The sequence below is a fragment of the Pectinatus cerevisiiphilus genome, from assembly GCF_004341685.1.
In the GTDB taxonomy this organism is placed as follows: domain Bacteria; phylum Bacillota; class Negativicutes; order Selenomonadales; family Selenomonadaceae; genus Pectinatus; species Pectinatus cerevisiiphilus.
In genome coordinates this window covers 26,428-49,568 of the sequence record NZ_SMAA01000006.1, presented here as the reverse complement: position 1 = coordinate 49,568, position 23,141 = coordinate 26,428, and the positions used below count along the sequence as shown (strand labels likewise).

Genomic DNA, 23,141 nt, shown 5'->3' with positions numbered 1-23,141 from the left:
GAAAATATGCAAAATAAAATAATTCTTTATCGACAGAAACTCGGTGAAGCCTATAAAAAAAATGATTTCCAAACTATATTAAAACATTCTTTAGCAATCATTCATCTTCTGCCAAATGATTATCAGGCGCTTTTAAATATAGCCAAAGTATATATTGTCGGCGGTAAAGAAGGAACTGCGATAAAAGTACTTACAAAACTTATAAAGCTATATGGTGAAAAAGACTGGGATATAATGTATAATCTTGCCAGGGCAAAATTTCAAGATTTAAAAACTCTAGGGGACACAAAACCAGTACAAAGATTACTCAAACTGCCAAATTTAACTGTAGAAAAAAAATTAGCAATATATGATTTATTAAACAGACATTATCTAATGACTGGTGACGTAGGGTTAAATTTAAAATACTGTAAGCTTTGTATCAAGCTTTGTCCTGATAAGGACCGCAAATGCAACGAATATACGAATTTTCTATTCAATCTACATTATCTCCATAATATAAAACCCGAACACTTATATAAAAACCATATGGCTTTTAATAATTTTTTCTCAACATTATCAACTTATAAGCATAGAAAAGACGCCCAAAAAGGGAAAATTAGGATTGGCTATATTTCTCCTGATTTCCATCGTCATGCAGTAGTACTTTTCGTTTATGCAATGCTGCACAAATATGACACAAAATATTTTGAAGTATTTTGTTATGCAAAGTGTGAGGAAGATCAAATCAGCGAACAAATTAAGGGCTTTGTCGACCAATGGTGCAATATAAAAGATATGACAACCATAGAAACAGCAAAAAAAATCTATGAAGATAAAATTGACATATTATTTGATTTAGCAGGACACACGAAAGCTAACTCGCTGGCAGTATTGGCACATAAACCAGCACCTATACAATTATGCGGTATAGGCTATTTTGATACGACTGGCTTAAAGACTGTGGATTATTTTTTAACAGACGAATTTTGTGATAACCCAGGAAAAAATGACAAATATTTCACAGAAAATTTACTTTATCTTCCTTATTCCCATTTTTGCTATACTGCCGTTGATATACCTTGGAAACCACAACCTGCTCCCTGTTTGACCAATAAATACATAACCTTTGGTAGTATGAATTTTTTTACAAAAATAAATTCTGTTGTAGCCAGAACATGGCAGAATATACTAGACCAGGTTCCAAATGCACGGTTACTATTAAAAGACAGGACTGTAACGACACCAATCGCCCTGGAAAAAATAAAAAACAGATGGCAAAAAGCCGGTCTGGACATTAGCCGTATAGATTTTGAACCTTGGACCGCTGATTATCTAAAGGATTATTATAAAATAGATATTGCGCTTGATACCTTTCCTTATCCCGGTGGAGCAACGACTTGTGATGCCTTATATATGGGCGTCCCCGTTATAACATTGATGGGAAAAAGACATGGTGCCCGTTTCGGTTTTAGTCTGCTCAGTAATGTTGGCAGCATGGATGACTGTATCGCTTTTTCATTGGAAGATTACGTTGCAAAAGCTACTCTATTAGCACGCAATAAACGGAGAATTAATTTTTTCCATATGTTTCTGCGCGAACATATGGAATTATCTCCTTTAATGAATGGATATTTGTACATGCAGACGTTAGAAAGAAAATATTTTTCTATATGGGAAAAATATTCTAATAAAAAAATAGAACATTCCTTTGAAGAAAATTGGCACTATGCAAAGATATATTTTCAAACATGCCAATATGAAAAAGAATTAACCATTTTACAAGAAATAATTAATTATGCCCCCGATAAGAATAAATTGTATAAAGAAATGGCAAATTGCTGTATAAAACTAGGTTGGCCGCAACAAGCCTCGCATTACTATCTACAAGCAGTTTGTAGTACCGAAGATTTTGCCAAGCAAGTGTCAGCTTACAGTTCTTATTTATTGAGTCTGCTCTATTATGAAAAAAGCAATAAAAAATTAATTAAAGAACATGAAGATTATCAGCAATTTTTTTCTAAAATAAAAAGATTTAAACCTCTGCCAAATAAATCTACTAAAATACGTATAGCTTATATCTCTGCAGATTTCAGAAAGCACGTAATGTACTATTTTTACCAGTCGCTGCTGACTGCTTATGACAAAAACCGCTTCGAGGTCATCTGTTACTGCCTAAACCCAAAAGACGATAAAACAGCTTTATTAAAAGAACATGTAGATGAATGGTATAATGTCCAAAATCAATCATATGAAAAAATTGCCAAATCTATATATGAGAATAAAATAGATATTTTATTTGATATGTCTGGACACACTGTAAACAATGCATTACCCATATTGGCTTATAGACCAGCTTCCGTACAAATCTCAGGGCTAGGCTATCTCGGTCCTATCGGTTTATCCACTGTCGATTATTATCTTACGGATAAATATTCTTACGCCCCATCTAAATGTTCCACAGAGCAGATACAGCCATTAAAACTCAAACACCATAGTCAGTTTTGTTATAAAAGGAATAATGTCCCCCCCATTTTTTCAAAAGCGCCATGCAGACAAGCAGGCATTATCACCTTTGCCTCTTTCAACAGCTATATAAAAATAACCGATGAAATGCTGATTGTCTGGAATTCCATTCTGACTCAAGTACCTAATTCAATTATTATTCTCAAAAACCAGTCATTTATCAGCCTTGATGTACGCAAAACCTGTCGCAAGCGACTGCGAAAACTAGGGCTACAAGAAAAACGGTTTTATCTGGAAGCAGCAGACTCTATCTATATGCAGCGTTATCTGGACATTGATATAGCCCTTGATACTTTCCCTTATAATGGTGGCGGTACCACCTGTGATGCTTTGTATATGGGAGTGCCTGTCATCTCACTTTATGGTGAAACGCAGATCAGCCGCATGGGCCGCAGTATATTAACAACTATAAATCTACCCGAACTTGCCGTCGACAATCCTCAGGAATATATAAATAAAGCTATTTCTCTGGCTATGAATAAAGTTCTCTTAGACAAGCTGCACGAAAATCTTTATAAAATGATAAAAGCCTCACCCTTGATGGATGAAAAAGGCTATATAAATGAATTAGAAAATATATATTCACATTTAATTAATAAAATTGCAAAAAAAATTTGAGGATTCACTGCAAATGAATATTACTAATAAAAACGTTCAATTGGGAAAAAATAAGGAATTGCAAACTGCTATGAATGCACGACAGTTCACTAAAGCAGTAAACTTAGCCTTTACTATATTAAAAAACAACCCAATGGATTATAATACACTTTTTTATTTAAGCAAAGCTTATATCAAGCTTAATGAAAAAGAAAAGGCACATAAAGTAATAAAACGCCTACTTGTATTATTAAACAATGCCAAAGACTGGGGACCACTTTATTATTTGGCTAAGCTGCAACTGCAAAGTACACAAACAGCAGGTAATACAGCAACAGCAAAAAAATTATTATCTTTAACCACCTTGGATAATACCAGAAAATGCTCCGTTTATAGATTACTCAGAGATAATTATGTTTTGACAGGGAATATGAGGCAAGCTATAAAATATGCACTAAAATGCAATAAATTGAGCAACCAACCAGCTGATTACAGCAAATTCCTCTTTTTGCTGCACTATTTAAGATTTATAAAACGAAAACACTTTTTTGCAGAGAGTACATCTATCCAAAAACTTTTTACGCGGGTGAAACAATTTCACCATGAACCAAGAAGTGCTAGACAAACCACTAAAATACGTATAGGTTATATTTCCCCTAATTTTAACAAACACGCAGTTGCTTTATTCGTATATCATTTGATTGCCAATTATAATAAAAAAGATTTTGAAGTATATTGTTATGCAAATTGCAAAGAAGATCCCATAAGTAATCAATTAAAACAATTTCCTGAAAAGTGGATTAATATTTCTGGAATGGATGCCGAAAAAATTGCTGCGCAAATATATAATGATAAAATTGATATATTAGTGGATCTGGCTGGGCATACCAATAATAATGCACTTGCTGTGCTTGTCCAGAAACCAGCGCCTATACAAATGACAGGCATAGGCTATTTCAATACGCTGGGCATCAAACAGGTAGATTACTTTTTAACGGACATTTATTGTGATCCTATTGGTGAAAATGATAACTATTTTACAGAAAAACTCATACGTCTGCCACACTCCCATCTCTGTTATACACCATTAAATGCCCACCCACCAGCCAAACCTGCTCCGTGTATACGAAATGGTTATATTACATTTGGCAGTATGAATTTTTTTAGTAAAATAAATATAACCGTTATTAAAACATGGCAAAAAATACTGGACAACGTTCCCCATTCAAAACTTTTGCTTAAGGATAAAATAGCTGGTTACGAATATACTCTAAACTATATAAAAAAACATTGGCAGAAAAATGGTATAGATATATCGCGCATTGAGTTCCAACCTGCTTCCCCTGATTATATCAAATCATATTATAATATTGACATAGCACTTGATACTTTTCCTTATCCGGGTGGAGCAACAACTTGCGATGCACTTTATATGGGAGTGCCGGTAATAACGCTTGCCGGTGAACGCCATGGCAGCAGATTTGGCTATAGTCTCTTAAAAAATATTGGTGGAATGGATACCTGCATCGCCTTCTCTATTGAAGAATATATATACAAGGCTGTACAATTAGCCCAAAATTACCAGAAAATAAATGCTTATCATTTAAATTTGTACGAAAAAATGCTTAATTCCCCCATCATGAATGCCGATATATATATGAAGGATATACAAAAGGCCTATAAAACTGTTTGGAAAAAATACATAAAATCAGGTAAAACTATTATTCATTGCAGGTATTAAAGAATTAGACAACGAATTTCATATTGTATGTAATAGTCTTATAAAATACTTTCTATATATTTTACTCATAATAACTATATATTTTAAGGTGATAAAATGAAACGGAAGAAGAAAAAAAAACATAATATAAAAAAACAACCTGGCATTATGAAGGATTCACTAAAAACACAAAACAAGGATGATAATAACATGGATGAAAACGATGCTTTGAACGTTCAAGAACTTAAGACAGAAAATGATATAGAAAAATGTCTCAATGAATTACCAGAATTAAAAAAAGAACGCAAATATAACGCCATAATGGAAAGGGTTCTAAGTCTCTTCAACGCAGGCCATATTACTTCTGATTTAATGCTGGAATTAGCCCAAATTTATTATAATACGCAGGATTATGCACGCGCAGCCACTTGGGCAACCAATGCATTCAAACATGATAATAATATAGCAGCACTATTATTTCTAGCAAGAATATATTCGGCTGACGATAAAATGAACGAAATGGCAGAAACATTAGATCTCTTATTAAAAAATAAAGTTGAAAAATTTTCTGCGGAACAATTAAAAATAATAGACGATTTATTATTTTACATCGAATTGTCATACGAAACTGAAGAAATTAATACAAAATTCCCCAATATTGCACTATGGATGAATGATGATGCCATAAATAAAAAACAAGATCTTCCAAATGAATCCAATACTGCGACAACTGATAGTTCTATAGAAAGAATATCCCCGCAAGAAAAAGCGGAAGAAAATATAAGCGAAACTCAGGAAGTTGCTACTAACAAGTTTAATTTAGCCGATATATTGCTGCGAATATCGACAGGAGCGGTACTTGCCGATGCTGAAATCATTTTTCTCCGGGAACAGGATACAGCTGCCATTATTGATTTAGTCACCACCTTACAAACCAGTCTTTCTAAAAAAATACTTTTGTATAATTTTATAGCGTCGGTTTACTATGAAATAGACGCAAAAGAAAAAACTATAATCATGTTAAAAACTGCATTAGCTATAGACGATCAGGATGATCTTATTTTGAAAAACCTAGGGTATGTATTTTATACACAAGGAGATTTCGTAAAAGCATTTACTGTTTTGCGGGCTGTTAACCGTAAAGATTTCATGGTGTGCGAGCTGCTAAAAAAATGTGCCCATACTGATTGATAAAAAGCCTCTTAAAGAGAATCTATTTCTCTAGCGGAGGCTTAACTTAGGTTTAGGAGCGATAAAATGGACTTTATGACCAGTATAATAATTTTGACACATAATAATCTTGCTTATACAAAATTATGTATAAAAAGTATAAGAAAATATACAAAAATAGGCACTTTTGAACTGATAATTATCGACAATGCCTCCATTGATGGAACGTTTGAATGGTTAAAACAGCAAAATGATATAAAATATATCTTAAATGAAAAAAATAATGGTTTTGCCGGTGGATGCAACCAAGGCATAAAAATGGCAGTCGGCACAGAAATTTTATTATTAAATAATGATACTATTGTCGTTCCGGGTTGGCTGGAAAATCTACGACGTGCTCTGTACAGCTCTCCGCAGGTAGGCGCAGTGGGGCCTGTTACAAATAATGCCACAAACCTACAAAGCATAAATGTTCCGTATAAAAATAACGAATGGAAAGAAATTATTGATTTTGGCGGTGAGTATAACAGGATAAATAAGAATAAAGGCTGGCAAAAAAAAGTCAGGCTTATAGGTTTTTGTATGCTTATAAAAATGACCGCCGTAAAAAAAGTTGGCCTATTGGATGAACGTTTTTTTCCTGGAAATTTTGAAGATGATGATTATTCATTACGTCTCATACAAGCGGGATATGACCTATTACAGTGCAATGATACCTTTATTCATCATTTTGGCGGTACATCATTTAAAAAATATAAACAAAAATATACAGATATTCTTTCCACTAACCAAAGAAAATTTTCTGCCAAATGGGGTATAAAATCCCTTTATTCTTCTGAGAATTTTGCAGAATACCAAAAACTTAAGATATTCCCTGGTGTAAAAATACTAGAAATAGGCTGCGCCTGCGGAGCTTCACTAATAGAATTAAAAGCGAAATTTCCTGCTTGTTCTATTTATGGAATAGATAAAGCGGTAACTGCTGCAACAATTACCAATCATTATTTTCCTACTATTCAGGGTGATATTGAAACTATGGCACTACCATATAAAAAAGCTTTTTTTGATTACATAATTTTACCAGATACCTTGTCTTGCACCATAAATCCACTTTTAGTATTAAAAAAAATTAAGCCCTATCTCAAAGAAAACGGTAGTATTATCCTAAGTTGCTACAATATCATGCATTACGATATCATAAAAAAATTATTGGCCGGAACATGGTCGTACACTGATAATTTTTCAAGAGATGCTTTTTCATTTGACCAGCTACGTTTTTTTAGTTTTAGCACTTTACAGACTCTCGCTAAAAAAGCGGATTTACAGATAAAACACTATGACGCTTTTGCTAAACCACAAACAGATACAGAAGAGAATAGCAATTTCATTAACCAATTAATGGAGACAGGTTTTACTCCGCCAAGTAAAGAATGGGAATTAAAAACATATCGTTATATAATCTACCTGCAAAAAAAACAGCTGCCCGCGGAAAAAATATCACTATATCAACATTCTGGGAAAAAAGATCCTAAAAAAATTTGCTTTATCACTTGTGTCAATAATGATGTGCAATATAACATCTGTCTAGATACTATCCATAATTTAAATATTCCTAAAGGCTATTCGATAGAAACATTGGCAATAAAAAATGCAGAATCAATGGCACAAGGATATAATTTAGCACTAAAAAAAACAAATGCTAAATATAAAATATATCTTCACCAGGACGTCCGCATTATTAACAAAAAAATTATTTTCGATATACTGCATTTATTCAGAATGGATAAAAGTATAGGCATGGTTGGTACAACAGGAGTTTATAAAATTCCTATCAATGGAAGATGGTGGGAAGCTAAAACTGGTGTCGGCTTAATAATACATAATCCTGATGGAGGCACTCTTTTCGAACACCGTTTTGAACAAAAACATTTAGAAAAATCATATGCTGAAGTCAATGCCGTTGATGGCAACCTAATGGTGACCCAATATGACCTCCCATGGCGTGAAGATTTATTTAAGGGATGGCATTTCTATGATACTTCACAATGCATAGAGTTTATGAAAAAAGGTTATAAGGTTGTGGTTCCTTCTTTGATTGAGCCATGGAATATACATGCTTGCGGTTTGACAAATCTAACAAATGATCATGAAATCGCAAGAAAAATTTTTTTACAAGAATATCTGCCATTTTTAAAACAGCAAACGAAATAATTTATTATAATTTAATAAATTTAAAGTAAATAATATGTAAAAATAGTTAAATACTAGTTAACTATTAGACTTGCTAAATAAGAAAATATTCATAGGAAATGTAACAATTATTCATTTTACAGGGAAGTGTATAAAATGGCTGTAACTAATTTAGATGAAAGAAAAATTTGTTTTATAATAAGTAAATCTGATCTTTCAAAATATAAAAAAACAGTTGATTCATTAACTACGTTAATCTGTCCCAAGGGATATGAGGTTCTCGTCCGTTCATTTACAGAAAACAATACAGCAGCAGCTTACAATCGTATCATGCGCGAAAATGATGCTAAGTATAAAATATATGTAACTGCCGGAACAGAATTTATAAATGAAAATTTACTAGCCGAATTAATCGACATTTTCAGAAAAAATTGGGCTATTGGTATAGTTGGTACCAGTGGTGCCGTTGTTCTACCGACAAATGGTATAAGCTTGAGTGCAATAAAACGCGTCGGTAAAGTAATGATGCCAGACGGTATATCAGCATGGTCTGCAATAGATGATACATATCAAAAAGTACAACTAATAGATAGCTTTTTTTTAGCTACACAATATGACATAAAATGGCGCGATGATCTTTTCCTTTCGGAAATTTTTGCCAAGGCAGGACAGTGCGTAGAATTTAAAAAACAGTATTATCTAACTGTGGTAGCAAAACAACCTGCTATACCTTGGTGTAAACTTGAAAATCTTCCCACCGCTTATGATGAAACTGAACGGAACTTATTTTTAAATGAATATGCCAAAGATATCTATCCCTTAGTAAGCATCTTAATTCCTACATATAACCGTCCCTATTTTTTTGAGAAAGCCTTGCATAGTGCAGTAACACAATCTTATAAAAATATAGAAATAATTATAGGCGACGACAGTACCAACGATGATACCAAAAAGATCGTAGAAAAATATCAAAAGAAATACAGTAATATTTTTTACCAAAAGAATAAGGCTCTCCACTGTACAGTCCGCGAACGCAGTTATGCCAATTATAATAGCATATTCCATAAAAGCCACGGTGCATACATAAATTACTTAAATGATGATGATTTATTCCATCCTGAAAAAATTAGCAAGATGATGAATTATTATTTAGAATATGATAATATTGCCCTTGTTTCATCTTATCGAATCTTTATAAATGAAAATGATGAGGAAACTGTTTTTTCAGGATATAAAAGCCTTAAAGTCAATAATGACATAATACTAGATGCAAAATCTGCTATACGGACATTATTACTAAAAGCAAATAATTTTATAGGTGAACCAACGACCGCGTTAGTCAGACGCATTGATATAGACAATAATTTTGGTACCTTCTGGGGTACATCTTTTCACTGCGTAAACGATATGGCACAATGGCTAGAGTCTTTAAAATATGGTGATTTAGCTTATCTAAAAGAACCACTTAGCTGTATGCGTGTGCACAAGGGACAGAAACCAAAGGATAGTGCCATTCGCTTTGCCTTTAAAAATGATTTATTTAGCTTTTATACATTAAGTTATTCCCATTTCTTTGGTTTTGAAAACGAAGAAGAATTTATTGAAACGATAAAGAAGTGGCTTTCTACATATGCATCAGAAAATACTGTTTTTGCTGCCAAGGAAGAGTTAAAACAAAAAACTTCTTTATTTTATGATAAAGATATTATTGAAACATTTTTAAAAAATTACACGAAAGCTAAAAATATTATAAAAGGAAATATACTTCAAACAAATATTGCCACAAATAATTCTCCGGTACAACATATGTCTATTTTTTTACAAGAGCTTTTATCCAATCAAAAAGGACAGCATATTTGTTATATTAATGAACAAGCAGAACTATTCATCAGAAAGTTTAAAAATCTTAACACTAGTTTAGTAACGTATAAATTACAAATGAAAACAGATAAAATAGATTCAACTGCTACTTTTCTTCCTTTTATGATGGAAAATAAAGTTAATCTGTCAATCAAACAAGCAGCTAATTTTTTTGATTGTATTGTTCTATTTGATAATATAATGCAATGGCGGCAACCAGAAAATATATTATTGGAACTAAAAAAAATACTCAAACCAAACGGTACTATTATAATTAACTTCTATAATGTTGCTTATTATAAAAATATCAAAAATGTACTTGATGGTAAATGGCACTATAAAGCCAAATCTAATATCAATAACAATTATGAAGCTAATCTCTTATCGGTAAAAAATATTAGATTTTTTACCATAAAATCAATGCAACGTATGCTGGAATCCGTCGGTTTAAAAATACAAAATCGTACCCGTATATTTACCACAGAACCAGAAACAGAGTGTGCTACATTCATGGACCCCTACATGAAGGCGGGATTAGCCTCCAGAAAAGATCTGCCTGACTTTCGCACCTGCGCTTATATAATGGTCATAAGCAAATAAACATTATAAATAATGGAGAAAAGCAATGGAAATAACGAGCATAATATTAGCCGTACATAACGAACTTAACAGCACTTCTGCTTGTATAAATAATATACGTAAATTCACCCCTAAGGGAACCTATGAAATAGTAATGGTAGACAATGCATCAACTGATGGTACTGCCAATTGGTTGACGCAACAAGACGATATAAAAACTATAAAAATGAGCAATAACGAAGGTTTTGTGCCAGCCTGCAACCTTGCCTTAAAACATGCAGTAGGCACAGAATATGTAATTATGCATAATGATGTGCTTGTTGGTCCCGGGTGGCTGGAGAGTATGAAAAATTTATTATATTCGGACCAGCGTGTTGGTGCCGTGGGACCTTTAAACAATAAGGCAATTTATCCCGTAAATGCATTCCAATATTACCCTGTAGCCGTAAGCAATCAAGAAAACCTCATTCAAATTGCTAATGCAATTTTACGTAAAAATAAAAACAATTTCAGGGCTACAACTTTTTTGTATACTTATTGCCTATTAATAAAAAAGTCCGTAGTCGAAGATATTGGTCTATTTGACGAAAGATTTAAAAAAGGACTTATGGAAGATATTGATTTTTCTTTTCGTATGCTAAAAGCAGGATATACTCTATTAGTGGATATGGAGATTTTTGTATATCACAATGCATATACTACATTAGCGAAAACCTGTTCTAACATTAATGATCTGGCTAATTATGCACAACGTTTGTTTAAAGAAAAGTGGGGATTTGCGGCACTTTACTCTTTGGGTGTAAGATATGAGCTAATAAATAAAATGGATTTAAATAAGCCGGATTTATCCGTATTAGAAATTGGTTGCGCATGCGGTAGTACATTATTAGAAATTTTAAACAGAAATTGTACAGCAAAAGTGCACGGTATCGAGCTGGACGAACATTCAGCCGCAATTGCCCAAGCAATATTAGGCTCTGCTGTAAAAATTATGAATGTAGAAAAAGGAAATTTACCTTTTAATGAACAGCAATTTGATTATGTGCTTATTGGTGATGTATTAGAACATTTATATGATCCCTGGCGCATTATAAATGAGCTTTGGCGATATTTAAAAGTAGGCGGTTGCTTAATAACCAGTATTCCTAATGTCAAACACACCTCTGCTGTGCAAAATTTATTTGCACTTGACTGGAAGTACGAGGACGCAGGAATTTTAGACAGGACTCATTTAAGATTTTTTACTAAAAGTGAAATAGAACATATATTTACGAACTCAACTTATCAAAAAATAGAGATGTCTAGGAATATATATTCTTTTAACAAAGAATTTACTGATAAGCTTGCTGACATAAACAAAACGAGCACAGAAGACTATAATACTTTACAGTGGTTGGTAAAAGCATATAAATAAAAATTTGTGCTGGCAAATGCTCTGTATATTTTAGAGGAAGTACATTTTGAAAACGAATCCATACATAGATGGGAAAAAAATATGTTTTATTGTCTGCACAAATGATGAAAAAAAATATAATAAGTGCCTACAATTCATTAGAAAAATAAACATTCCTAACGGTTATAAAAAGGAAAATCTTATCGTATACGGAGCACATTCTATTACTTCCGGATATAATGCGGCAATGAAAAAAACAAATGCTAAATATAAAATATATTTACACCATGATGTTTATATCATAAATTCTAATATAATTTATGATATATTAAATTTATTTAAAACTCACCCTAAATTAGGACTTTTAGGTATAGCCGGTGCGAAACTATTGCCAACAAATTGTATATGGGGAGCAGGCACCGGGAAATACGGAAAAATATATCATTATTTTCCTAAAGAAGATAAAGTGCTTTTTACAGATTTCTCTAACGGAGCCAAAATGGCTTTTGACTATGAAGATGTAGAAGCTATCGATGGTGTTTTAATGATAACGCAATATGATATTTTTTGGCGAGAAGATATCTTCAAGGGATGGCACTACTATGATTTATCACAATGTATGGAATTTAAAAAGAATGGCTATAAAGTTGGTATCCCTAACGTGGATGAACCGTGGTGTATTCACGAAACAGGTATGAATCTAACTGGCTATAAGGAAGCACAGAAGATATTTATAAAAGAATATGGTAAATTTTTAGGTTTATATTAGACTCATATATGTGATATTTCAACATGAAGTAAGAATTTATAGATAGAATACAATAAAGACGTCGATATAAACAACAAAGGACATCATGGAATGCTGCCATGGTCTCATTTTAGTACAGAATATGCTACCCCACTAATGCAATCCATAAATGATAATTATAATGACATTTTTTATACACTTTTAAATGCTGGAGCTAATATTAAATTAAAAGATGCGCATGGGCGTACTGCTTTAGACTATGCTATAGGCACCAACAATACAGAAATAATCGATAAATTAATGACTATGGAAGGTAGAAAATAATAATTGTGGTTTAAGGATTCAAAATATAAACATCTTAAAGGAGTGCTTAATTTATGATTACGCTAAAAAACATTGACACGGGTATTATAAAAAATGTACCCACAGGATACTCATGGACCACTTTTCTCTTTGGTTTTTTCCCCGCATTATTCAGAGGTGATTTAAAATGGGCAATAATTTTCTTTATCGCTAATATAGTAATAGGCTTTTTAACTATAGGAATAGGTGCTTTTATATTTAATGTTATTTTTGCAGCTTTTTACAATAAAATTTATATCAAAGAACTAATGAGTAAACGCTTTACTTATGCAGATGAAGCTTCACGCAATTATCTGATTCAATATGAAATCATAAGAGAAGATATACCGACAGACACTACTCCCCTATCAACTGACATCGTGAAAACAAATAATCAAGTTGATAAAATAGAATAAAAGCTAAAAGAATTTACTCATTATAAACTTGTTCAAAATGTCTTAATATAAAACCATTATACTAATTTATGTTGTGCAAATGTTCAATAAAAATTTTTAAACAAGCTTTAACGCAAGTGCGAATGTTAAGTGATCAGTCTTCTTCCTATACTTTCGCACTAAAATATAGATGATTTATGTTAAATAATCGCAAAAAAATTGATATTAATTAATACCCAAAATAGGAAATATCTATATTTATTATTTTTAATTTGCTATACATACTATATGTAGCGGTCGCTCTCCATGTGGAGAGCGTGAATTGAAGTTCTTTTATGCAGCTTTACTGTTGTCAGTAACATTGGTCGCTCTCCATGTGGAGAGCGTGAATTGAAGTTGACAAACGGAGTAATCCCCATCTTGCTATGTTGTGTCGCTCTCCATGTGGAGAGCGTGAATTGAAGTCACATATACGCTAAAAAAGTTGCTAAAAGGGCATACGTCGCTCTCCATGTGGAGAGCGTGAATTGAAGTAAGAATCTACTAATAGACATCTTGCTAATAAACTGGTCGCTCTCCATGTGGAGAGCGTGAATTGAAGTAGCAAAAGCTTCTTTTGTGGTTCCCTGCCAATCAGTCGCTCTCCATGTGGAGAGCGTGAATTGAAGTATAAGGCCACCTGTGGCCCTATGATTAAAACCGCTCGTCGCTCTCCATGTGGAGAGCGTGAATTGAAGTATGTTCCCCCAGCGTCCTTCGTTTATTTTTTTAAGTCGCTCTCCATGTGGAGAGCGTGAATTGAAGTCTGCGTAGATGCACCGCCAACCGTCAGCGCTTTAGTCGCTCTCCATGCGGAGAGCGTGAATTGAAGTATTAAATCCATTATCAAGGGCTGCTGTGGACATCGCTCTCCATTCGTATAAGGTATAATATTTTTCGCTAAATGATAAAAAAATGTCGTTAAAACTAACAACTTACATATTATTAATTTAGCGACTACAATAATTATTATAAAATGGTATAGTAGATGGAAAATGAGTTAAATGGGAGAGTTTTTTATTATGAAAAACTTCAAGGAGTTCATGGAAAAAAACAAAGAAGTATGGTTAGTAAAATTGCCTTACGAAAAAACAATTAGAAATAAAGCAATATAGAATTGACTGGCTTAAAATCATTGATTTCATCTTCCCTACGAACTACAAGTGCCATGGTAGGAGTCCACTCTGCCTATATTTAAAGCAGTCTGAGAAACGTCAAGCTACTCATCCAGGTCTTTATCCATTTCAGACTCCGTCTTACCATGATAAAAAGACCTCTTATTATTAGCTTTAATAACAGGAGGTCTTATGACTTCGAGATGAAGTTTATTTACAGAGATTTTTCATGAACTCATTCCAATAATTGAGTATATAAGTTACCGATAACGATTTACGTATTTTATTTTACCATTTCTCTTTGGATTCCGAGTCTTGTTCAGCTCGATTTGTATCTCCTCAATAAGTTGCCTACAGATACAAATTTCTTTGCCTTGAAGAAACTTACCACCAGAAAGAAGCATGTCAGCATAGGCTGTACTATACGTTTGAAAATCTGAATTCTGTATTTGTTTAGCAAACGCGTCAGTAAAAACCTTCATCTTGTCTGGCATAGCACAGATGGTTCTAATTAAATCCTGCTTGCGGTCACTATTATACACGACAGCAAGATCAAATACATCGCGTGGTAGAACTTGATTGCCACGGAAATAAATTTTCTTACTGACAATTTCAACGGGATCATCTAAACGAACTTCCCGGCCTAAAAACTGTTGCTTTTCTGCCGGGAAGTTCGTTATTTGTGGGCCAACGATAAAATCAACCTTGCCTTCTGGAAAAGTCAAGGAAATATATTGACTCATTTCATTATAATCTAAAGCATTTTCGCTTTTACTATTAAATCGTGGCGATAAGCTTGATAGTTGCTGCGCATCATTCAAAAAAACATCAATGTCCTTACTCATACGGTGATTGTAGGTATTAGCTAAAATTGTACCCCCACCTATTGACCAATTATTCGAAGAAACAGATCCTTCTTCTAGTATATCAATTGCGTAATACAATAGTTTCTTAGAATTCTCCATTTCTAAGTGCCCTTTCAAAGTTATATTTCTCACCTTGATTTGGCATGAGGTTAAAAAGATTGATGATTGATGCACGCGAAATAGACTGCTCTTTCATGAATTTTTTCATCAAAGACGGATAGCATTCTTCAAAAAAGCCTAGCATATACCGTTGGTGCTGTTCTTTACAATATGGTAGTTCATTGCGCAAGATTTTGACCAATGTCTGATAGGGCATATCCTTTTTACAACGAATATTCATACGCACCTGACAAGCCAGTGAAGCTTTATTCTTTATAGTGTCTAGCATAGTGCATCCTCCCTTCAATTTTTCTTATCTTTATCATACCACATCAAAATTAGATAGCCAATGTCTTTTTTACCCTCCAAGAGACAGAGATATTCTTGATAATTATTTAATTTCACATACCTTTAACCTGTTGTAGCGTATCTGGATTAATATAGCAGTAACTTATCAGACATGACCAACAACCTAGGTACCACAATTTTACCAGTGCAAAATACCTATACTCATGATACAATTAAAACATAAGTAGAAACAATTGCAATATTTGAAAACCTTGGCTGTAAGACAGTTAAGGCAGCCGTTTGGTAAATAAATAAAGATTTTACATTACTGTTATTGTTTATTATAAAGGATTAGTGGTATTCTTTATATAATTATAGATATATTCGATTTCTTCTTTTTGTATAAATATTTATTATCAATTAATTTTATTATTCTATTTTACGCAAATTCTAAATCTCAATATTCAGATTTTGAAAGGTAGTATTTTCATGAAAAATCATCAAAAATTAATTTCACATGCTGCTGGCATGAATGACTCTACTATTTGGCGTCTAGTTCCTGACCTGCTCCTGCATATGAATGTCGATGGTGTATTTCTTGGGTATAATCAGCCTAAAAATATGAAACTGCACCTTCCACCTGATGACTTTATCAATAAAAATGTACAGGACGTATTCCCTGCTCATGTTTCTATCGAAGGCATGGAAAAAATAAAAAAGACTATTAAGAATGATTCTATAGAAAGTTTTTATTTTCATCTTCGCCTTGGTGGCAAATTGGAATTTTTTGAAGCCAGATTCATGAAATATAATGATAAAGAAGTTTTAGTTATTGTCAGAGATGTTACGACTATAATGAAAATGAAAAAAAGATTGGATTTTTTAAGTAACCATGACACTTTGACAAAAGCATTTAATCGTAATTACTTTGATCAATTTATGAACAATTTAAAAACCAAACATGTATAAAAACCATTGGGACTCATGATTTGCGATATAGACAGCCTAAAGCTGATAAATGATTCTATGGGGCACAGTACCGGTGATGAATTGATAAAATCTGCTGTACGGATACTTTTTTCCTGTATTAGCAAAGGCGATTCCCTGTTTCGAATCGGCGGAGATGAATTTGTCATTATCTCAATGAAGCAGGATATGGCAATGCTCAAGGAAAAAATTAAAGAAGCTGTTAAAACACATAACAAACTTCACTCAGGTATATATTTGAGTATGTCGCTCGGTTGGCAGGAATTTACCGAAAAAAACAGTGTCCAAGAAATCTTCAATTTCGCAGATAATAATATGTATAAAGAAAAATTATATAATACACCGCGTGTTAGAGAAAATATCATAACCAATATTCTTTCGATCTTGGCTACCGAAGATCATTTTAATCATAATAATGTTCCTTTATTGACATATTTACTCAAAATATTTGCTGCGAAACTTAACCTATCCACTTCTGTTATCAATCGTCTAAACAAGCTTGCCTTAGTGTATAACATCGGTATTATCGGTATTTCTAAAAGCATCTTAAACCAAAAAGGACTATTATCAGAAAAAGATCAGATGGAATTACGGCGGCATTGTGAAATAGGTTTTCGTATTTTGAATATGTCCATGCGTTATTCAGAAATTGCAGACTCTGTTTTAAAACATCATGAAAATTGGGATGGTACTGGTTATCCCTTGGGGTTACGCGGCTACGATATTCCGTCAGATTGCAGAATTTTTAGGCTTGCTAAAGATTTTCACCTGATGATTTTGCAAAAACTGCCTAATACTGTAGAGGATTATGAAAACCTACTTACAAATATAAAAAATGGATCCGGTAAGATATATGATCCTAGTCTTACTAAAATTTTTATAGAAGTTCTAGAAACAAATAAAAAAGAAATAATAACTTACATTTGTAATATTTCGCAAAAATAGTTGAACAATTATAAAATAAAAGTATAATATACAATTTATAGATCTGCTTACATAAATATCGCAATAAAAATTTTATAATATTATTAGCAAGTATATTATGGAGATAGAATTGATGGATAAATATATAGAGAAAGCTGAACGCACCCATAACTTGACGGAAGCGGAGCTTATTTTTTTACTACAAAATCAGTCATGTGAAGAAGAATTGGCCGCAGCCGCTGATCGCGTACGCGCTAAGTACGTCGGGAATGGAGTCCATCTGCGTGGCCTTATCGAATTTTCTAATATATGTCGACAGGATTGCCTTTATTGCGGTCTACGTCGTGATAACAAAAAATAGAACGATACCGCCTGCAAGAAAATGAAATTTTGGAACTGGCTCGAAAAGCTGTAGGCTACGGCTATAAAACGGTAGTTTTGCAATCGGGGGAAGACTCTCATTTTTCAGTTGAAGTCATGACTCGATTGCTGCATAAAATAAAATTACTAGGGCTTGCCATAACCCTTTCGATCGGTGAACGAAGTTTTGCTGAATATAAAGCTTTTAAGGCAGCTGGCGCAGATAGATACCTGCTGCGCATTGAAACGACCAATAAAAATCTTTACACCCAAATGGATCCTGGTATGAGTTTTGAAAATAGAAAAACCTGTCTATGGAATTTAAGAAAATTAGGCTATGAAGTGGGAACTGGCTGTTTGATTGGCCTGCCCGGACAAACAATACAATCCTTGGCACAGGACATATTATTCTTTAAGGAACTAGATACGGATATGGTCGGTATTGGGCCGCTTATTCCCAACGGTGATACACCACTTGCCACAGCGGCGAAAGGTGATTTTGGTTTGACCAGAAGAATGGTTGCGCTCATCAGGCTTTTATTACCAGAAGCTAATATTCCAGCCACAACAGCTATGGAAACATTAGAACCCAATGCGCGGATCATTATTTTACAGTCGGGTGCCAATGTCGTAATGCCCAACGTTACTGAGGGAGATTATAGGCGCAAATATGCACTTTATCCTGGAAAAATTTGTGTGGCTGATACCCCCGCCCAATGTCGCTGCTGTATGAGTGGAAAGATTAATTCTATAGGTAGATACGTTGCTAAAACAAAAGGTTTTCGTCGGCATTTACCAGCAGCTTATTCTCAAGCTGCCAAGTGTTAAATATTTTATACAATTTTATCAAGGAGGGTTTTTATGTATGATATTTGCATTATAGGCGCAGGAACAGTAGGTATGAATCTTGCCAGAGAGCTTGCCAAGTATAAACTCGATATATGCGTACTAGAAAAAGAAGCCGACGTCAGCTGCGGTTGTTCAAAGGGAAATAGCGGTATTGTTCACGGTGGCTATTCTGACAAACCCGGTACTTTAAAAGCTGAACTTTGCGTAAAAGGCAACCGCATGTATGAAAAACTTGAAAGCGAATTGCATTTTGGTTATAGACAGACAGGTTCTTTTGTTCTCGCATTCAGTGAAGAAGAACTGGTAACGTTGCAAACACTTTATGAATATGGTGTGACAAATGGTGTTAAAGGTCTTAAGATAATGGATGCTGCGGAAACCAAGCAATATGAACCGCATGTCAGCGACGCGGTAAAAGCTTCTTTATATTGTAAAAATGCAGGTGTTGTTTCTCCTTATGAATTTGTTATAGCACTCGCTGAAAATTCCATAAAAAATGGCGTGAAACTATTACTTGAGCATAAAGTAGAAAAAATAGAAAAAGAAAATGACATTTTCCTAATAACAACAAATAAAGGCGCTGTTAAAGCTAAGTTTGTTGTCAATGCCGCAGGGTTATACAGCGACGCGGTTGCTGCTATGGTCGGTATTGATAAATACAAAATTACTCCACGCCGCGGGCAATATGTGATTTTGGACAAAGAACAAAGCCATCTTGTGAAATCAGTTATATTCCAATGTCCTACAAAACTCGGCAAAGGAATACTGGTTACAGCTACTTATCATGGCAATCTTATGATAGGCCCTAATGCTGAAGAAATAGATGCTAAAGATGATGTCGGTACAGATGAAAAAACATTGCAGTACATCACAAAGACAGCACGTAAATCAGTACCCGATATAGATATGCGCAAGGCCTTAAAATCTTTCGCGGGCAACCGACCTGTTTCCAATCAAAAAGACTGGGTAATAGAAGAAAGTACAGTGAAAGGATTTATTAATTTGCTTGGTATTGATTCCCCAGGACTGACATCATCACCGGCAATTGCGCTTAAAGTAATAGATATTTTAAAGAATATAGGTCTTAAACTGGAAAAGAAGCTGAATTTCATCGCAGAACGCAAACCGATTATCCGTAAGAAAACTGCTGATTTCAAAGGTGTTATCGATTCACCTGATCCAGAGTTGAACATTATATGCCGTTGTGAACAGGTCACTGAAGCGGAAATCATAGATTGTCTGCACCGCGGTATTCCTGTAAAATCAGTTGATGCTGTAGGACGTCGTACACGCGCCAGCTACGGACGCTGCCAAAATGCTTTTTGCGGGCCACGCATACGAAAGCTGCTTGCACGCGAACTAGACGTACCAATTGAAGCTATTGGTGAAAAGGGGAAAGAAACCTCCGGCCTTGCCCAACGGGCGAAGCGTATGTCACTTATGAAAATGTAGCAATAAAGGTTCCTCTTAATATTAAAATAAGCTAAAAATCAGGTTCTATACTAATGTTGAAGTAAGTTAAGGTACAAGCTTACTTCAACATTATTTTTTATCAAAAAGAATGCAAAATAATGACCTCTTCATCAGTCCATCAGATTTATACACTCGTAACTTTAGCAACTTCAAAAATGATAGTTTCTTAAAGTTATGAAAGAATATATTACAAACTTCCATGAGGGACCAATATGAAAATTGTAGTTATATATCAATCGAAAACTGGTTTTACTAAAAAGTATGCGGAATGGATTGCAAAAACTTTGTCGGCAGATATTTTTGAAACAGAAAAAGTTAATATTCCTATGCTTGAGACATATGATACGATCATTTACGGTGGCAGCTTACATATAGTAGGCATTATTGGCGTAAAAATAATAACAGAAAATATGGATCGATTTAAAAATAAACGGTTGGTTGTTTTTGCAACTGGGGCATCACCTTTAAGGAAAGATGTAATCACCGAAGTTCAAGCTAAAAATTTTAATATAATACAACAAAAGAAAATTAAATTTTTTTATTTACGGGGTGGGTTTAACTATAGCAAGTTAAATTTTCTGGATAAATTTTTGATGACGTTATTGAAATGGAAAATAAAAAGCAAGAACAAAACGAATTTAACAGCTGATGAAATAGGAATGCTTGCTGTCTATGACAGTCCTGTGGATTTCACAAGAAAAGAAAATATAGATCCGCTTATAAAATATGTTCAGCTTTGATGCTATAAGAGCCTAATGTAGAAATGATTCAATGGTGTAAAATTTGAGTGAAATGAATACAACTATTTGCTGCAATTTATCACTATTATTTAAAAAACATTTTTCTTAATCGTTATTTTTCCCTAAACTGTGCCATATACAGATCATAGTACAGTCCCTGCTGTCCCATTAACTCCGTATGTGTTCCCTGTTCAGTTATTTGTCCTTTAGTCAATACAAGGATGCGATCCGCATCTTGTACCGAAGCCAAGCGATGTGCCACCACTAAGGTTGTCCTCTTTTTAGACAGTGCATACATAGCCTGGCGTACTTGTTGTTCAGTTTCATTATCCAAAGCAGAGGTGGCCTCATCAAGAATGAGAATAGGCGGATTCTTTAAGAATATACGGGCAATAGCGATTCGCTGTTTCTGCCCACCGGACAATTTGACACCTCGTTCACCGACACAGGTAGCATAACCTTCAGGCAAAGCACTAATAAATTCATGGGCGCATGCCCGGTGTGCTGCGGTAACGATTTCTTCCATCGTCGCGTTTGGGCGGCCATAAGCAATATTATCCCGAATAGAATCCGAAAAAAGAAAAACATCTTGCTGAACTATCCCAATGCCATTCCGCAAAGCTGCTAAACTATATTTTTGAATATCCATTCCATCAATCTCAATACTACCTCCATCAAGTTCATAGAGGCGAAGCAATAATTGACATAACGTAGATTTTCCCGAACCCGTAGGCCCTACCACAGCTACAAGTTCTCCCGGACGAATTGCAAGATCAAAATGCTGTAATACAGGCTGCCTGTCATTGTACGCAAAAGATACATCTTTAAAATATATTGCCCCTTGCAATCTTGTCTTTTCTGGCAACGACTGTACCGACGGTGCTGATTCTTCAGCCATAAGTTCTTGATAACGCTGATACCCAGCCATCCCCCGCTGATAAACTTCAGTAAGAAGCGTCAACTGAAATACTGGTTTCATAAAAATTACCATATAAAGAAGGAACGTCACCAAATCACTCAACTGCATTATGCCTTTTTCAGCAAATAAACCACCTAAAACAACGATAACAAGATTGGTACCATTGGAAAAAAAGGAAAGACTGCTATTCATCTTCCCGACAATACGAAATGAACGGCGCTGTACCTTTAAGAGTTCCCGTCCGGCAATTAGCAGCTTTTCCAGTTCCAATGCCTCGTTGCCAAAAACTTTGACTAAGCGCACCGCATCAAGACTCTCCGACACCCTGACGGTCAGTTTACCAGTTTCCTTGCGAGCCTCCATAAAAGAAGCTTTCATGCGCCGATTGACACGTACGGCTTCTACGGCTTTTAAGACCAGTAAAATAGATACAACAGATGCCAGCAACCAATTAACCCAAAATAGTAAGCTAATGGTACCAAGCATTGTTACTACACAGACGATCAAAAGATGGGGAATGGAAAACATCAGTTCACCAATTTCGGCAATATCATTTATCAGCCGTGATATCAGCTGCCCTGTTCGGGCGTTGTCAAAATAAGAAAAACTCATATTCATAACGTGTTGGAAAAGATGTCCCCGCAAATCGTATTCAATTTTTGCCCCCATAGAACGGCCATAGTAAAAAACAGCACAGCTTATCAAGTAGGACAGGCCATACAATGCCAGCAACAGTCCTGCCGCCGCGCCCAATAACTTTAAATTTCCTGTTGGCAGATAATCATTCATGATATGGCGAATGCATAAAGGGAATAAAAGTTCTAATCCGGCTCCTATAAAAGAACCCAAAATAATAAAACATAAAACTCCCTTGTAAGGCCTGTAAGCGGCCAATAATGAACGTACCATAAAAAACCTCACTTACTTATGTAAAATGAAAAAGAAACTGCCGTACCTAAAGGCTTTGGTACGACAGCGTTTCT

At 34.4% G+C, this 23,141-nt stretch carries 16 protein-coding genes, 1 pseudogene and 1 CRISPR repeat array; of the genes and pseudogenes, 14 read left to right on the top strand and 3 right to left on the bottom strand.

Features of this window, described 5'->3' with window-relative positions:
* Nucleotides 1–6: 6 nt before the first annotated feature.
* The 9 genes from EDC37_RS05235 to EDC37_RS05195 all read left to right on the top strand — a co-directional run bounded on the left by EDC37_RS05235 (nt 7) and on the right by EDC37_RS05195 (nt 13,520).
* A complete protein-coding gene (locus EDC37_RS05235; protein ID WP_132548645.1) occupies nt 7–3,123 on the top strand; it encodes an O-linked N-acetylglucosamine transferase, SPINDLY family protein in 3,117 nt (1,038 codons plus the stop codon).
* Between the two features lie 13 nt (nt 3,124–3,136).
* Nucleotides 3,137–4,843 carry an O-linked N-acetylglucosamine transferase, SPINDLY family protein gene (locus EDC37_RS05230; RefSeq protein WP_132548644.1) on the top strand — a complete coding sequence of 569 codons (1,707 nt, stop codon included), beginning with the start codon at nt 3,137–3,139 and terminating at the stop codon, nt 4,841–4,843.
* 96 nt (nt 4,844–4,939) lie between these two features.
* Nucleotides 4,940–6,013 carry a hypothetical protein gene (locus EDC37_RS05225; protein WP_132548642.1) on the top strand — a complete coding sequence of 358 codons (1,074 nt, stop codon included), beginning with the start codon at nt 4,940–4,942 and terminating at the stop codon, nt 6,011–6,013.
* 66 nt (nt 6,014–6,079) lie between these two features.
* Nucleotides 6,080–8,203, top strand: coding sequence for a glycosyltransferase (locus EDC37_RS05220; RefSeq protein ID WP_132548640.1), 2,124 nt, complete (start codon nt 6,080–6,082; stop codon nt 8,201–8,203).
* Nucleotides 8,204–8,338: 135 nt separating this feature from the next.
* A complete protein-coding gene (locus EDC37_RS05215; protein WP_132548638.1) occupies nt 8,339–10,642 on the top strand; it encodes a glycosyltransferase in 2,304 nt (767 codons plus the stop codon).
* A gap of 25 nt (nt 10,643–10,667) precedes the next feature.
* Nucleotides 10,668–12,035 carry a glycosyltransferase gene (locus tag EDC37_RS05210; RefSeq protein ID WP_132548636.1) on the top strand — a complete coding sequence of 456 codons (1,368 nt, stop codon included), beginning with the start codon at nt 10,668–10,670 and terminating at the stop codon, nt 12,033–12,035.
* A 46-nt stretch (nt 12,036–12,081) separates the two neighbouring features.
* On the top strand, nt 12,082–12,783 hold the full coding sequence (locus EDC37_RS05205) for a glycosyltransferase family protein (RefSeq protein ID WP_165874460.1): 702 nt from the start codon (nt 12,082–12,084) through the stop codon (nt 12,781–12,783).
* Between the two features lie 90 nt (nt 12,784–12,873).
* A complete protein-coding gene (locus EDC37_RS05200; RefSeq protein ID WP_132548632.1) occupies nt 12,874–13,086 on the top strand; it encodes an ankyrin repeat domain-containing protein in 213 nt (70 codons plus the stop codon).
* 53 nt (nt 13,087–13,139) lie between these two features.
* Nucleotides 13,140–13,520 carry a hypothetical protein gene (locus EDC37_RS05195; protein WP_196589766.1) on the top strand — a complete coding sequence of 127 codons (381 nt, stop codon included), beginning with the start codon at nt 13,140–13,142 and terminating at the stop codon, nt 13,518–13,520.
* Between the two features lie 275 nt (nt 13,521–13,795).
* A CRISPR array of direct repeats spans nt 13,796–14,371; the repeat unit is 33 nt; unit sequence GTCGCTCTCCATGTGGAGAGCGTGAATTGAAGT.
* A 542-nt stretch (nt 14,372–14,913) separates the two neighbouring features.
* Here EDC37_RS05195 and EDC37_RS05190 read toward each other — a convergent pair.
* Both EDC37_RS05190 and EDC37_RS05185 read right to left on the bottom strand, forming a co-directional pair.
* Nucleotides 14,914–15,618 (bottom strand): nucleotidyl transferase AbiEii/AbiGii toxin family protein, encoded by a 705-nt coding sequence (locus EDC37_RS05190; RefSeq protein ID WP_132548630.1) that lies wholly within the window; start codon nt 15,616–15,618, stop codon nt 14,914–14,916.
* Nucleotides 15,605–15,907, bottom strand: a complete 303-nt coding sequence (locus EDC37_RS05185; protein ID WP_132548628.1) for a hypothetical protein — start codon at nt 15,905–15,907, stop codon at nt 15,605–15,607. Before EDC37_RS05185 ends, EDC37_RS05190 begins: the two co-directional genes overlap by 14 nt.
* 488 nt (nt 15,908–16,395) lie before the next feature.
* Between EDC37_RS05185 and EDC37_RS05180 the strand changes: the two genes are divergently transcribed.
* The 5 genes and pseudogenes from EDC37_RS05180 (at nt 16,396) to EDC37_RS05160 (ending at nt 21,239) form a co-directional block, all read left to right on the top strand.
* A complete protein-coding gene (locus tag EDC37_RS05180) occupies nt 16,396–16,875 on the top strand; it encodes a PAS domain-containing protein (RefSeq protein WP_132548626.1) in 480 nt (159 codons plus the stop codon).
* Between the two features lie 15 nt (nt 16,876–16,890).
* A complete protein-coding gene (locus tag EDC37_RS05175) occupies nt 16,891–17,838 on the top strand; it encodes a diguanylate cyclase (RefSeq protein WP_196589765.1) in 948 nt (315 codons plus the stop codon).
* A gap of 112 nt (nt 17,839–17,950) precedes the next feature.
* Nucleotides 17,951–19,005: pseudogene (gene hydE, locus EDC37_RS05170) on the top strand ([FeFe] hydrogenase H-cluster radical SAM maturase HydE).
* A 33-nt stretch (nt 19,006–19,038) separates the two neighbouring features.
* Nucleotides 19,039–20,478: an NAD(P)/FAD-dependent oxidoreductase gene (locus EDC37_RS05165; protein ID WP_132548622.1), complete on the top strand. Its 1,440-nt coding sequence runs from the start codon at nt 19,039–19,041 to the stop codon at nt 20,476–20,478.
* Nucleotides 20,479–20,711: 233 nt separating this feature from the next.
* Complete coding sequence (locus EDC37_RS05160; RefSeq protein ID WP_132548620.1) at nt 20,712–21,239, top strand: flavodoxin domain-containing protein; 528 nt, start codon at nt 20,712–20,714, stop codon at nt 21,237–21,239.
* A 112-nt stretch (nt 21,240–21,351) separates the two neighbouring features.
* Here the strand turns inward: EDC37_RS05160 and EDC37_RS05155 are convergent, their stop codons facing one another.
* Nucleotides 21,352–23,067, bottom strand: a complete 1,716-nt coding sequence (locus EDC37_RS05155; RefSeq protein ID WP_132548618.1) for an ABC transporter ATP-binding protein — start codon at nt 23,065–23,067, stop codon at nt 21,352–21,354.
* Between the last annotated feature and the right edge of the window lie 74 nt (nt 23,068–23,141).